At 66.4% G+C, this 12,743-nt stretch carries 16 protein-coding genes; 9 read left to right on the top strand and 7 right to left on the bottom strand.

What is annotated here, in order from left to right; all coding sequences use genetic code 11:
- Positions 1–206 precede the first annotated feature (206 nt).
- From ACVCL9_RS07595 to ACVCL9_RS07580, 4 genes are all read left to right on the top strand, one after another.
- Positions 207–416: a cold-shock protein gene (locus ACVCL9_RS07595; protein WP_395119356.1), complete on the top strand. Its 210-nt coding sequence runs from the start codon at positions 207–209 to the stop codon at positions 414–416.
- An 84-nt stretch (positions 417–500) separates the two neighbouring features.
- Positions 501–1,418 carry an alpha/beta hydrolase family protein gene (locus ACVCL9_RS07590; protein WP_447098557.1) on the top strand — a complete coding sequence of 306 codons (918 nt, stop codon included), beginning with the start codon at positions 501–503 and terminating at the stop codon, positions 1,416–1,418.
- A 51-nt stretch (positions 1,419–1,469) separates the two neighbouring features.
- Positions 1,470–2,531, top strand: a complete 1,062-nt coding sequence (locus ACVCL9_RS07585) for an NADH:flavin oxidoreductase/NADH oxidase (RefSeq protein WP_447098558.1) — start codon at positions 1,470–1,472, stop codon at positions 2,529–2,531.
- A gap of 44 nt (positions 2,532–2,575) precedes the next feature.
- Complete coding sequence (locus tag ACVCL9_RS07580; RefSeq protein WP_395119350.1) at positions 2,576–2,878, top strand: DUF962 domain-containing protein; 303 nt, start codon at positions 2,576–2,578, stop codon at positions 2,876–2,878.
- Positions 2,879–2,891: 13 nt separating this feature from the next.
- Here ACVCL9_RS07580 and ACVCL9_RS07575 read toward each other — a convergent pair whose 3' ends face one another.
- Positions 2,892–3,281: a cytochrome c gene (locus ACVCL9_RS07575; protein WP_395119348.1), complete on the bottom strand. Its 390-nt coding sequence runs from the start codon at positions 3,279–3,281 to the stop codon at positions 2,892–2,894.
- Between the two features lie 143 nt (positions 3,282–3,424).
- Between ACVCL9_RS07575 and ACVCL9_RS07570 the strand changes: the two genes are divergently transcribed.
- On the top strand, positions 3,425–4,213 hold the full coding sequence (locus ACVCL9_RS07570) for a tRNA threonylcarbamoyladenosine dehydratase (protein ID WP_447098559.1): 789 nt from the start codon (positions 3,425–3,427) through the stop codon (positions 4,211–4,213).
- 124 nt (positions 4,214–4,337) lie between these two features.
- Here the strand turns inward: ACVCL9_RS07570 and phbB are convergent, their stop codons facing one another.
- Positions 4,338–5,078 carry a beta-ketoacyl-ACP reductase gene (phbB, locus tag ACVCL9_RS07565; protein ID WP_395119344.1) on the bottom strand — a complete coding sequence of 247 codons (741 nt, stop codon included), beginning with the start codon at positions 5,076–5,078 and terminating at the stop codon, positions 4,338–4,340.
- 106 nt (positions 5,079–5,184) lie between these two features.
- Positions 5,185–6,051 carry a tRNA glutamyl-Q(34) synthetase GluQRS gene (gluQRS, locus tag ACVCL9_RS07560; RefSeq protein WP_447098560.1) on the bottom strand — a complete coding sequence of 289 codons (867 nt, stop codon included), beginning with the start codon at positions 6,049–6,051 and terminating at the stop codon, positions 5,185–5,187.
- Positions 6,052–6,232: 181 nt separating this feature from the next.
- Here gluQRS and htpG point away from each other — a divergent pair, with 181 nt between their 5' ends.
- The 3 genes from htpG to ACVCL9_RS07545 all read left to right on the top strand — a co-directional run bounded on the left by htpG (position 6,233) and on the right by ACVCL9_RS07545 (position 8,909).
- The gene (gene htpG, locus ACVCL9_RS07555) at positions 6,233–8,104 is read left to right on the top strand and encodes a molecular chaperone HtpG (RefSeq protein ID WP_447098561.1); all 1,872 of its coding nucleotides are present in this window, start codon (positions 6,233–6,235) and stop codon (positions 8,102–8,104) included.
- Between the two features lie 117 nt (positions 8,105–8,221).
- Complete coding sequence (locus tag ACVCL9_RS07550) at positions 8,222–8,596, top strand: type II toxin-antitoxin system RelE/ParE family toxin (protein WP_447098562.1); 375 nt, start codon at positions 8,222–8,224, stop codon at positions 8,594–8,596.
- Complete coding sequence (locus tag ACVCL9_RS07545; protein ID WP_447098563.1) at positions 8,589–8,909, top strand: helix-turn-helix domain-containing protein; 321 nt, start codon at positions 8,589–8,591, stop codon at positions 8,907–8,909. Before ACVCL9_RS07550 ends, ACVCL9_RS07545 begins: the two co-directional genes overlap by 8 nt.
- A 96-nt stretch (positions 8,910–9,005) precedes the next feature.
- Here the strand turns inward: ACVCL9_RS07545 and ACVCL9_RS07540 are convergent, their stop codons facing one another.
- The 4 genes from ACVCL9_RS07540 to ACVCL9_RS07525 all read right to left on the bottom strand — a co-directional run bounded on the left by ACVCL9_RS07540 (position 9,006) and on the right by ACVCL9_RS07525 (position 11,088).
- Positions 9,006–9,968 carry an HNH endonuclease gene (locus ACVCL9_RS07540; RefSeq protein WP_447098564.1) on the bottom strand — a complete coding sequence of 321 codons (963 nt, stop codon included), beginning with the start codon at positions 9,966–9,968 and terminating at the stop codon, positions 9,006–9,008.
- Between the two features lie 21 nt (positions 9,969–9,989).
- Positions 9,990–10,151 (bottom strand): hypothetical protein, encoded by a 162-nt coding sequence (locus ACVCL9_RS07535; RefSeq protein WP_447098565.1) that lies wholly within the window; start codon positions 10,149–10,151, stop codon positions 9,990–9,992.
- 119 nt (positions 10,152–10,270) lie between these two features.
- Positions 10,271–10,564: a hypothetical protein gene (locus ACVCL9_RS07530; RefSeq protein WP_447098566.1), complete on the bottom strand. Its 294-nt coding sequence runs from the start codon at positions 10,562–10,564 to the stop codon at positions 10,271–10,273.
- A 47-nt stretch (positions 10,565–10,611) separates the two neighbouring features.
- A complete protein-coding gene (locus ACVCL9_RS07525; protein ID WP_447098567.1) occupies positions 10,612–11,088 on the bottom strand; it encodes a MarR family winged helix-turn-helix transcriptional regulator in 477 nt (158 codons plus the stop codon).
- A 170-nt stretch (positions 11,089–11,258) separates the two neighbouring features.
- Here ACVCL9_RS07525 and ACVCL9_RS07520 point away from each other — a divergent pair, with 170 nt between their 5' ends.
- On the top strand, positions 11,259–12,713 hold the full coding sequence (locus ACVCL9_RS07520; protein ID WP_447098568.1) for an amidohydrolase family protein: 1,455 nt from the start codon (positions 11,259–11,261) through the stop codon (positions 12,711–12,713).
- The last annotated feature ends 30 nt before the right edge of the window (positions 12,714–12,743 follow it).

The following is a 12,743-nucleotide window of genomic DNA, read 5'->3' as shown; positions in this document are numbered from 1 at the left end:
CGGCTGTCACGACGAGCCGCTTGACAAATCACTTTTCTTCCAAAAATCCGTTATGCTTGAATCGCTGCGTCTGCTTGGCGGCGTGAGTGCCCACTGGGGATTTCCTGAATCCGTCCGTTGCACCCGACCTTGGCATGCTCAGTAAACCGTCGGCCCCCCTGTGGCCGGTTAGTCGATAGAGTCTGGATTGGATCGGAGTGTGAGTCATGTCGGATCGTGAAACGGGTACAGTCAAGTGGTTCAACGACGCCAAGGGCTTCGGCTTCATCAGCCGTGAAAGCGGCCCCGACGTGTTCGTGCATTTCCGCGCCATCACTGGTTCGGGATTCAAGAGCCTGCAGGAAGGACAGAAGGTGACCTTCAAGGTGGTCGACGGCCAGAAAGGCCTGCAGGCCGAAGACGTCACCCCCGTCTGATGGCGGTGGCGAGGTCTGCTTGAGGAGGCCGGCGCAAGCCGGCCTCTTTTTGTAGTGGCGAGGGCAATTCGCTAGCCTGTCGGGATGCCCGACCATTTCATCCAGAACGCCCCTGTCGCGGCCGAGTCGCTGGTCATCCCGGTCACCGCCGCAGACGGCGCGCGCTGCGAGCTGCTGGCCACGCTTCCGGCCGGTCGCTGGCAGCAGTTGTTGTACTGGATGCCGGCGATGGGCATGCCGGCGCGGCATTACCTGCCGCTGGCCCAGGCGCTGGCGGTGGCCGGCGTCGCCGTGGTGTTGCATGAATGGCGCGGCATCGGCTCCAGCGATCGGCGCGCCGGCCGCGATTGCAACTGGGGTTACCGTCAATTGCTGCAGGACGACTTGCCCGCCGGCATGGCGGCGGTGCGCCAGCGCTGGCCGCAGGCGCGCTGCTGGCTGGGCGGCCACAGCCTCGGCGGCCAGCTCGGACTGCTTTACGCCAGCCTGCATCCGCACGATTTCGCCGGCATGGTGCTGGTCGCCAGTGGCGCGCCGTACTGGCGGCGGTTCCGGCACGGCTGGCTGATTGGTGCCGCTTATGCGCTGGCGCCCTGGCTGGCTGCGCTGGTCGGCCATCTGCCCGGGCGGCGGATCGGTTTCGGCGGCAACGAGGCGCGCGGCGTGATCGCCGACTGGGCACGCAGCGGCCGCAGCGGCCGCTATGCGGTGGCCGGCATGACGCAGGATTTCGAGCGCTTGCTGGCCGCGCTGCAACTGCCGGTGCTGGCGCTGCGACTGCAGCAGGACTGGCTCGGTCCGCCGGCCTCGCTGGCATGGCTGCTGGGCAAGCTCGGTCCAGCCGCGCGTCGCGTGGAGACGATCTTGCGCGACGACCTGGATGGCACGCCGGCCGACCATTTCGGCTGGATGAAGGCGCCGGCGCCGGTCGCCGCGCGCATCGCCGGCTGGTTGGCCGGGGAGGATGCGACTTTCGTCGCGCGCGACGACACGGCGGCTTGATTCCCGGCGTCGCCGTCTGCATCTCAACCGTTCCGTGACGCTGGATTTCCCATGAACCTGTTCGATCCGCTTGCCCAACGCAGCCTGACCTTGCGCAACCGCCTCGCGGTGTCGCCGATGTGCGAATACTCGGCCACCGACGGCGTGCCCAATGACTGGCACATGGTGCACCTGGGCAGCCGCGCGGTCGGCGGCGCGGCGCTGGTGATCGCCGAGGCTTCGGCGGTGTCCGCGCAGGGGCGCATCTCGCCGCAGGACACCGGCCTGTGGAACGACGCCCAGTTGCAGGCATGGCAGCCGATCACCCGTTTCATCAAGGCGCAGGGCGCGATTGCCGGCATGCAGTTGGCTCACGCCGGGCGCAAGGCCAGCACGCTGCGGCCGTGGGACGGGCACGGCCCCGTGCCGGCGGGGCAGGGCGACTGGCTTACCGTGGCGCCCTCGGCGCTGCCGTTCGCTGCCGGCTGGCCGGCGCCGCAGGCGCTGGACGAGGCCGGTATCCAGGCGGTGATCGCGGACTTTCGCGCCGCCGCGCAACGCGCGCTGGCAGCGGGTTTCGAGTTGATCGAGGTGCATGCGGCGCACGGCTACCTGCTGCATCAGTTCCTGTCGCCGCTGAGCAACCGGCGCGACGATGCTTACGGCGGCAGCTTCGAGAATCGCATTCGTCTGGTGCGCGAGGTGGTCGTCGCCGTGCGCGAGGTGTGGCCGGCCGCACTGCCGTTGTGGCTGCGCGTCTCGGCTACCGACTGGGCGGATGCCGGCGGCTGGGACATCGGGCAGAGCGTGGAACTGGCGCGCCAGATGAAGCCCCTGGGCGTGGACCTGATCGACGTCTCCAGCGGCGGCTTGCTGCCGCACGTGAAGATTCCGCTGGCGCCGGGTTACCAGGTGCCGTTCGCGGCGCAAATCCGCCGCGAGGCCGGGATCGCCACCGGTGCGGTGGGCCTGATCACCGGCGCGGAGCAGGCCGCGCAGATCATCGCCAACGGCGCCGCCGACGTGGTGCTGATCGCCCGCGAGAGCCTGCGCGATCCCTATTTTCCCCGCCGCGCGGCAGCGCAGCTGGGTGCGTCGATCGACGCACCGGTGCAATATCAACGCGCCTGGTAAATGTGGCGGGGCGGAATCAGGGCGCCCGCTCGCGGAGCAGCAGCATGTCGACCTTTCGCAGTTTTGCCGAGTTCTATCCGTTCTATCTCGGCGAGCACGCCAATCGCAGCTGTCGCCGAATGCATTTCATCGGCAGCACGCTGGTGCTCGCGGTGCTGGTGCTGGCCGTGGCGAGCGGCCAGTGGCGCTGGCTGTGGCTGGTGCCGGTGGCCGGCTACGGCTTCGCCTGGCTGGGCCACTACGCGTTCGAGAAAAATCGCCCGGCCACGTTCAAGCACCCGCTGTACAGCCTTGCCGGCGACTGGGTGATGTACGCGCAGATGCTGCGCGGCAAGATCCGCTTCTGAGCGGCGCCCGCGATCAGCGATATTTGTCGTGGCAGCTCTTGCAGCTCTCTCCCACCGGCTTGAGCACGGCGGCCAGCGCGGTGCAGGTCGCCGGCGCCGCTGCCACGGCCTGGTGCAGGCGGTCCTGCAACTGGCTGGCGTGGTCGGCGAAATCCTTGTCGTTCATGCCGAACACCGGCGTGATGTCGCTGGCGGTGGATTCGAGCCGGGCCAGGTGATGCTGGACCTTCGCCGCCTCGCACTGGTTGGCCTTGATCGCGCCTTTCAATTCGCCCACGTGATAGCCGAGCGTATGCATCACCGCTGCGGGCATCGGATTGCGCTCGCTCAGCACGTTCATCACGTTGACGGTACCGATGATGCCAATCACCAGGCCGAGCAGGATCATCAGGGCAACACGCATGGAGCCGCTCCATTTCGAGGGATAAGCGCAAGCATAGCCTGCGCGACTGCCGCGAGGCCAAGCCGGCGCGATAAAATGACCGTTTTCGCCAGGGTGCTCGCCGTGACCGTTTTCCTGCCGCCGCCGCTTCGCGCGGGTATGCCATGAACGAGGTAGCCGTGCCGGTCGAGCGCTTCGCCGGCGTCGAGCGGTTGTTCGGGCAGGGCAGCGTGGGCACGCTGGCGCAGAAGCATGTCTGCGTGATCGGCGTGGGCGGCGTCGGCTCGTGGGCGGTCGAGGCGCTGGCGCGCAGCGGCGTGGGCCGGCTCACCCTGATCGACGCCGACGAGGTCTGCGTGTCCAACACCAATCGCCAGCTGCACGCGCTGGACGGCGAATACGGCAAGTCGAAAGTGGGCGTGATGGCGGCGCGCGCGCGTGCGATCAACCCGGCGATCCGGCTGGAGGCGATCGAGCGCTTCCTCACCCCGGCCACGCTGGACGAGCTGCTCGACCGCGGCTACGACGTGGTGCTCGATGCCTGCGACGCGTTCCGGGTGAAGCTGGAAACGATCGCCTGGTGCCGCCGGCGCAAGCTGCCGATCGTCAGCGTGGGCTCGGCGGGTGGCCGCACCGACCCCACCCAGATCCGCGTGCGCGACCTGTCGCGCACGGAGCACGACGCAATGTTCAGCCTGATCCGCAAGAAGCTCCGTGCGGATTTCAATTTCCCGCGCAACCCCGATCGCTACTTCGGCGTTTCAGCCGTCTATTCGCTGCAGAACGTGCAGTACCCGCAACCCGACGGCACTGTCTGCGGCACCCGGCCGCCGGGCGGCGATTCCATGAACCTCGCCTGCGGCGGCGGCCTGGGCGCGGCCACCCACGTCACCGGCGCGTTCGCCTTTGCGGCGGTGGGCAAGGTGATCGAGAAGCTGCTCGGCGAACCGTAGGGCGGGCACCGCCCGCCGTGCTTTTCGACAGCACGCGCAATCAAGAACGGCGGGCCGTGCCCGCCCTACGGCCGGGCTGTTGCTCTCCCTCGTTTCTCACTCCTCGTCTCTCACTCCTGCCCCATCACCACCCCATGTACTGGCCGCCATTGATCGCCAGGTTGGCGCCGGTCATCCAGCCGGTTTCCTCGCCGGTGAGGAAGGCCACGGCGTGGGCGATCTCCTCCGGCCGGCCGAGCCGGCCGAGCGGGATCTGCGCCTCGATCTTGGCGCGCACTTCCGCCGGCACGGCCATTACCATGTCGGTGGCGACGTAGCCGGGCGAGACGGTGTTGACGGTGATGCCGAACTTGGCGTTTTCCTGCGCCAGCGAGATGGTGAAACCGTGCATGCCGGCCTTGGCCGCGGCGTAGTTGGCCTGGCCGTACTGGCCCTTCTGGCCGTTGATCGAGCTGATCTGCACGATGCGGCCCCACTTGCGCGCGCGCATGCCCTCGATCACCGCGCGGGTGACGTTGAAGCAGGAGTTGAGGTTGGTGTTGATCACGTCCGTCCACTGCTGATAGTTCATCTTGTGGAAGGTGGTGTCGCGGGTAATGCCGGCGTTGTTGACCAGGATGTCCACCGGACCGCATTTTTCCTCGATCGCCCGCACCATCGCCGCGCAGGATTCGGGATCGGACACATCGCCGCGCACCGTGCACACCTCGATGCCCTCCTGCGCCATCGCTTCGCGCCAGGCGGCGGTCTTGGCCTCGTCGCGATAATTGGTGGCGACCTTGTGACCCTGTTTCGCCAGATGGCGCACGATGGCGCTGCCGATGCCCCCGGTTCCCCCGGTAACCAAAGCCGTACGCTGGGTCATGCCGTCGATCTCCTGTTTGCCCAAGTCAAGCACGCGAATGTTGCCGTTGTCGCGCGCCTGCACTGCTCGTGCAAAACGGCGTGAACGGCCGTCCAGTTATAGCCGATCAGTCGGGGGAACTACCGCTGCAATGCGGCAATCGGGCGGGGTCGAAGCTGGTCAGCGCGTGGGCCAGCAGGGCGTCTGCATCCACCGGCCGGTCCGGCAACGCCTGCCCGAGGAAAGCGAGTGCGCGGCGCAGCGCCGGCGTGGGCTCGCCGGGGTCTAGCGGCCAGGCGTGGGAGGATTTCGACAGCTTGTTGCCGGCCTTGTCATGCACCAGGGGCAGGTGTCGATACGTCGGCGTGGTCAGGCCCAGGCAGCGCTGCAGCCAGATCTGCCGCGCGGTGGAGTCGAGCAGGTCCTGGCCCCGCACCACCTCGGTGATGCCCTGGAAGGCGTCGTCCACCACGCAGGCCAACTGGTAGGAATAGAAACCGTCGGCGCGGCGGATCACGAAATCGCCCACGGTTTCGCGCAACCGCTCGCGTTGCGGCCCCAGCAGGGCGTCGTCGAACCCGATCTCCACATCGCTCACGCGCAGCCGCCACGCCGGTTCGCGATCGGCGTGACTGCCGTCGATGCAGTGGCCGTCGCGATGGATGCCGCCGCTGGCGGCGAGCTGGCTTCGGCTGCAGGTGCAGGGAAATACCAGGTCGGCCGCGCGCAACGCCGCGAACGCCTCGTCGTAGGCGGCGGTGCGCTGCGACTGGAACAGCACCGGCGCATCCGCCACCAGGCCGAACGCGGGCAGCGCGGCGAGGATGTCGGCGGCGGCGCCGGGCACCTCGCGCGGGGGGTCGATATCCTCCATCCGCACCAGCCATTCGCCGCCGGCGTGGCGGGCGCACAGCCAGCTGCCCACCGCGGCCACCAGCGAGCCGAAGTGCAGTTGCCCGGTGGGCGAAGGGGCGAAGCGTCCGCGGTACGTCATCGGGCCATTTTATCGGCCGTCCGGCCTTGAAACCGCGGCCGGCTGCCCGAATCTCGGGGCCAGTTGTCGCGTTTCCATGACCGGTTCCACCGGTGCGGGGATCGTGCGGGGTCGGTCCGCCGGTCATGCCCGAGGAGGCGACGACCCACCATTTTCATTTGCCATGGAGTTGAATCCGCCCATGAATGCGCCTGTCGCCGAAACTCGCCAGTTCGAAGCCGAAGTTGCCCAGGTCCTGCGCCTGGTCACCCACTCGCTGTACTCGCACAAGGAGATCTTCCTGCGCGAGCTGATCTCCAACGCCTCCGACGCCTGCGACAAGCTGCGCTTCGAGTCGATCGCCAAGCCCGGACTCCTGGCCGGCGACAGCGAGTTGCACATCGACATCAACTGGGACCCGGAGGCGCGTACCGTCACCGTGCGCGACAACGGCATCGGCATGAGCCGCGACGAGGTGGTGGCCAACATCGGCACCATCGCCAGCTCGGGCACGCGCCGTTTCCTGGAGGCGATGAGCGGCGAGCAGAAGGCCGACGCCCGCCTGATCGGCCAGTTCGGCGTGGGTTTCTATTCCGCCTTCGTGGTGGCCGACAAGGTCACCGTGGTGACCCGGCGCGCGGACGCACCCGCGGCCGAGGGCGTGAAGTGGGAGAGCGACGGCAAGGGCGAGTACTCGCTGGAACCGGTCGAGCAGGCCGAACGCGGCACCGCGGTGATCCTGCACCTGAAGGCCGACGAGGACGACTTCCTCAAGGGCTGGCAGCTGAAATCGCTGATCCGCAAGTACTCCGACCACGTGGCGTTCCCGATCCGCATGCCGGTGGAAAAGGACGGCAAGCCCACCGACGAGTTCGAGAGCATCAACGCGGCCTCCGCGCTGTGGACCAAGCCGAAATCGGACATTTCCGACGAGGACTACCAGAGCTTCTACAAGTCGCTCGGCCACGATTTCAACGACCCGCTGGCGTGGACGCACAACCGCGTCGAGGGCAGCCAGAGTTTCACCACGCTGCTCTACATTCCCGCGCAGCCGCCGTTCGATCTGATGATGGGCGGCCGCGACGAGCGCAAGGGCCTGAAGCTCTACATCAAGCGCGTCTTCATCATGGACGCCGCCGAAGAGCTGCTGCCGAACTACCTGCGCTTCGTGCGCGGCGTGGTCGATGCCGACGACCTGCCGCTCAACGTCAGCCGCGAAATCCTGCAGCACAACCGTCAGGTCGACCGCATCAAGGCGGCTTGCGTCAAGCGCGTGCTCGACCTGATCGAGAAGCTCGCCCGCGACGAACCGGAGAAGTTCGCGACCTTCTACAAGGCCTTCGGCAATACGCTCAAGGAAGGCATCAGCGAAGACGCCAACAACCGCGAGCGCATCGCCAAGCTGCTGCGCTTCACCTCGACCAAGGGCGAGGGCACCGCACAGAACGTCTCGCTGGACGACTACATCAGCCGCATGGCCGTCGGCCAGGACGCGATCTGGTACATCACCGCCGACAGCTACAAGGCCGCCGCCGGCAGCCCGCAGCTGGAAGCGTTCAAGGCCAAGGACATCGAGGTGCTGCTGATGTCCGACCGCATCGACGAATGGATGATCGGCTCCCTGAGCGAGTACGAAGGCAAGAAGCTCAAGAGCGTGGCCAAGGGCGAGGTACCGCTGGACGAGGCCGACAAGAAAAAGCAGGAAGAGGCCACGAAAGAGGCCGAGCCGCTGCTGAAGAAGCTCAAGGACCTGCTCGGCGATCGCGTGGGCGAGGTGAAGGTGTCCGCCCGCCTGACCGATTCGCCGTCGTGCCTGGCGCTCTCCGATTACGAAATGGCCCCGCACCTGGCGCGTCTGCTGCGCGAAGCCGGGCAGGACATGCCCGAGAGCAAGCCAACGCTGGAGATCAACCCGGCGCACGCGCTGGTCAAGCGTGTGGAGAACGAGGCCGATGAGGACAAGGCGCGCGATCTCGCTACGCTGCTGCTGGAGCAGGCGGAGATTTCCGCCGGTGCACAGCTGCCGGACCCCGCCGCATTCGTGCAGCGGATGAACCGGGTGTTGCTGGGGTAGGGCACGGGATACCTCGTTGGCCTGAAGAAGCCCGCCGATGGCGGGCTTCTTTTTTGACTGATGCGAGGACTCCACGGGCAGATGAAAACCATATCACCAAGTGCTATGGTTGTAGCCATGAAACGGATTTTCAGAACACGGACGTTCAGCCGTTGGATGGGCAAGACGGGTCTGGCCGGTCCTGATCTGTTCCAGTCGGTGATCGAGATGGAGGCAGGACTGATCGATGCCGACCTCGGCGGACAGTTGGTCAAGAAACGGATTGCCTTGCCCGGCCGTGGAAAGCGCGGAGGCGCACGAACCATCGTCGCCACCAATCGAGGCGACCGCTGGTACTTCATCTTTGGTTTCGGCAAGAACGAACGAGCCAATATCGACAAGCATGAGCTTCGCGCGCTGCAGGAGCTGGCGTCAGATCTTCTTGGTCAGGACGACAAAGCTCTTGCCGCCGCGCTGGAAGCCGACGAACTTGTGGAGGTAGACCATGACTAACAAAGTCCGCAAGAGCCGCATTCTTGCCGAAGTCCACGAGACGGCCACAGGCCTGCATCGGGCTGGTGTGATCAGCAAGCGCCGCATGCACGAGTACGAAGCGCTGAGCCATCTCGCCGTGCCGGACATTGACGCAAGCAAGATCAAGCTGATCCGCGAGAATTCGAAGGTCAGCCAGGCCGTCTTCGCTGCCGTGCTCAACACCAGCGTTTCCACCGTGCAGAAGTGGGAAATTGGCGAGAAGAAGCCCAGCGGTCCTTCGCTGAAGCTGCTGAACCTGATTGATCGCAAGGGGCTGGAGGCTGTTTTGTAGGACGCGAACGGGCTCGACGCAGCCGAGTATCACCGCGAGCGGGCTCATGCGCTGAAATTGCGGGCAACAAATTCCGTGCGAGCGTCACCGCGAATTTTAGGTGAGCCAAAGGGATGTCGCCTTGCGCGCGAAGAGCTCTCGGTGATGTGCGAGGAACGAAGCTTGCTCTGACCGGAATGGGTCAACGCGCCTGTGCGGATCAATTGACCAGCGATCGAGCACGTCGCGCGATAGCGAGGGATGGACGTGCATGCGGCCGTCGTCTTCAAATGTGATGAACTGTTCGTCGAACAGGGCGTCGACGTGCGGCGAGAGCAGCAGTCCGTTGTAGCCGCTGAGGCGCTCCGCGTTGGAGGCTTCGCGCCAGGGTTTGATGTGGCTTGCGATAAGCACGCGGGTGTCGGTGACGCCGGTGACGCGGCAAGCACCGTCCAGCAGGATTACCTGTTTGCGAAAGTAACCTTGGCCGACCCGGGCTTTGGCCAGTTGCCGGCGCTGGGTTTCGGGGACCGAGGCGTCTGTTTCGATGCGGTGGATATCGTCGAGCACCTGGGCGTTGGGTTCATGCTCGATCAGATACGGGACCTCCTGATCCAGATCGCGTACTTGTTGCATATCGAGCGAGGCCATCAGCACGTGGCCGAGCGCATCGGAGATTCCAGCCAGATAGCATCCCTGATTGCCGTGGCCATTCTTTTGCAATGGCGAATGACGTGGTGGAAGCATCGGGGCGATGGCCTGGATATGCTCCGCGGGTCGCAGTGGGCGGTGTGCTTCCCTGAAATCGACCTCGACAAGCCAGCCTTCGCGGGACCAGTAATCACCGACATTGCCGAACTCGATGGGCTTGGGGCTAGGCGAGGCGGGAACGGTGACACGGCCGACAGAACCGATGCGACCGTGGGCATACGAGAAGACGATATCGCCCGGCCGCACGAGCTTCATGTTCTCGTAGGTCTGGTTGTACGCGCCGTTGGCGTTTCGATAGGGCGACCACAGATAGCCACCACGAACCTCGTGGTCGCGAGTCTGTTTGTGGTTGACCCACCAATACGCCATGCCGCGCCCCCTCGGGCCAGGTTAGCCCAGGCGATCCGCGCAGGGAACCTCACCGAGGCAGGGGCGCAGCCTTGCTGATACCTTGGGCGTGAATCCGTTGAGCGAAACGGAGGACACCGTGGCGGTACCGGTTGCGGCGAGCAGCACCATGGCGGCGAACAAGGTGGGCTGAAGGGAGCTCATGATGGCCTCCCGGACGACTCCTGGCGATGGCCGGGGCGCGCGCCGGCGTGTCGTTTTCCAGCGCCGTCACTGTCCTCTGCGCCAGGCGCTCCGTCAACCTGTCCCGCGCCCGAGCCGCCTCAGTCGCGCGGGAGCTCGCGCACCTCGACGGTGCCGCCCGCCTCGATCACGGGATTTCCCTCGAGCAGGGCACAGGCATCCTCGATGGAATCCGCGCTGACCCGGATGTAGCCCGCGAGTGGCATCGAGATCGGCGCGACGCCGGAGCGGGAGACGCACACGCCGCCGCCGACCGAGCTGCCCCCGCCGAACCGGCCGGTGCGACGAAGTCGGGCTAGGTAGGAACCCCAGTCGCCGGGGTTTCTGTCGGAGCCGGGAGGCAGCGGGTGCATCAGGAAGAGATAGTCGTGCATGGCATCGCTCATGTGGTGGGGCTGGAGCAAAGGTTCCAGCAAGCGGCTCAGTCGTGTCGGTGGCCACTTTCGCCGGGCTGGCCGAGGTCGATCAGGGCGGCGAGCGTCCTGCGGGTGGTGCCGACCGCGCGGGCACCGACACGCGCAAGCAGTTCGGCGTCGACCTGCTCGCGCGCTTTCGCCTGCACCTCCGCGGCGGCGCGGCCTCGTCGAGTCAGGGTCACGACCAGCTTGCGGCGATCGTTTTCGTCGGCGGCACGCTGCAGGTAGCCACCCGCCACCAGTGCGTCGACGAGCTGGCTGGCGGCCTGCTTGGACACGCGCAACTCCCGGACCAGTTCCCCCAGCGGCACGCCGCGCTCGTGGAGTGCCATGCCGCCAATCAGGTACAGGCCGTTCTTCGGAATATCGTGATAGCCGGCGTTGCCCAGTGCCCGGCGCATGGCCGTGCCGTAAATGGTTCGCGCGTGGCGGAGCAGGGCCGGCGTCACGACTTGCTCGTGCCAGTGAGGTGTGCGGGACATGGCAACTCATTAGTCCGTGTACTTGACAGTCAACATACATGACAAATTGGTCGCGGCAAGCCATTCCCCGGCGGCGGCGCTGGGCGTACATTCCGCCCGGCGCGGTCGAGTGGAACCGTGCATCACGCAAACCGGGGGCAGTCATGCATCGTTCGTCGAATCTTCGTGGCATGAGTACAGTGCGGGCGTTCGCCCTGGTTGTGGTCTGCGCCGCGTTCGGGGCCGCGTCGCCGGCCCGGGCCGCCATGCCGGTGTTGTCGTCTCCGGCGCAGGTTTATGTCGTGCACGCCCAGCCACTGCTGGCGATCATCCACGTGCGGGTGATCGACGGCCACGGCACGCCCGCCCGGGAGAACCAGACGGTGTTGCTGCGCGACGGGCGCATCGCGGCGGTCGGGCGCCACGTGACCTTGCCCGAGGGCGCGACGGTCATCGACGGCGGCGGGCAGACGCTGATTCCCGGCCTGGTCGGCATGCACGACCACATGTTCTATCCCGCGCCCAAGGTGAATCCCGCGGCAAAGGAGGCGATCTATCCGGAGCAGGCGTCGAGTTTTCCCAAGCTGTACCTCGCCGGCGGCGTCACCACCATCCGCACCACCGGCAGCACCGAGCCCTACACCGACCTGGCGCTGAAGAAGGCGATCGACGCGGGCCGTATTCCGGGGCCGAAGATGCACACCACCGGGCCGTATCTGGAAGGCAAGGGCAGCTTCACGCCGCAGATGCACGAGCTGGCAGATGCCGCCGACGCGCGCGATACGGTGAACTACTGGATGGACGAGGGTGCGACGTCGTTCAAGGCGTACATGCACATCACCCGCGCCGAGTTGTCGGCGGCGATCGCGGCGGCGCATGCGCGCGGCATCAAGGTGACCGGCCACCTGTGTTCGATCGGCTTCACCGAAGCGGCGGATCTCGGCATCGACGATCTCGAGCACGGCTTGTTTGTGGACACCGAGTTCAGCCCCGGCAAGCAGCCGGATGTGTGTCCGGACACCAAGGCCGCGGTGGCGCACCTGGCGACGCTGAAGGTCGACGGCTCGGAAATCCGGGCGCTGATCAAGCATCTGGTGGCGAAGCGCGTTGCGGTGACCTCCACGCTGCCGGTGTTCGAGACTTTCGTGCCCGGCCGCGCGCCGCAGGGTGCGCGGGTGCTGGACGCGATGTTGCCGCAGGCCCGCGTCGAATACCTGAAGGCGCGCGAGCGCGTCGCGGCGATGAAGGATTCCCCGTGGCCGCAGGCGTTCAAGTTGGAGATGGCTTTCGAACGCGCCTTCGTCGAGGCCGGTGGCACCCTGCTCGCCGGCCTCGATCCCACCGGCTACGGTGGCGTGATCGCGGGCTATGGCGACCAGCGTGAGGTGGAGCTGCTGGTGGAGGCGGGCCTCACGCCGGTGCAGGCCATCCGGATCGCCACCTTGAACGGCGCGCGTTTCATGGGCGTGGAAAAGGAGATCGGCTCGATCGACGTGGGCAAGGCGGCTGACCTGGTGCTGGTCAGGGGCAACCCGGCGGAGCGCATCAAGGACATCGAGAACGTCACCCTCGTGTTCAAGGATGGCGTGGGTTACGACCCGGCGAAGCTGGTCAAGGCTGCCGAGGGCACGGTGGGTCTGCGTTGAAGGAATGGCCCCATGCATGGCCATGGATGG

The organism is Rhodanobacter sp. UC4438_H5 (assembly GCF_052978405.1).
The sequence above is the reverse complement of the archived record's forward strand: the minus strand, read 5'-3'. Positions and strand labels throughout refer to the sequence as shown.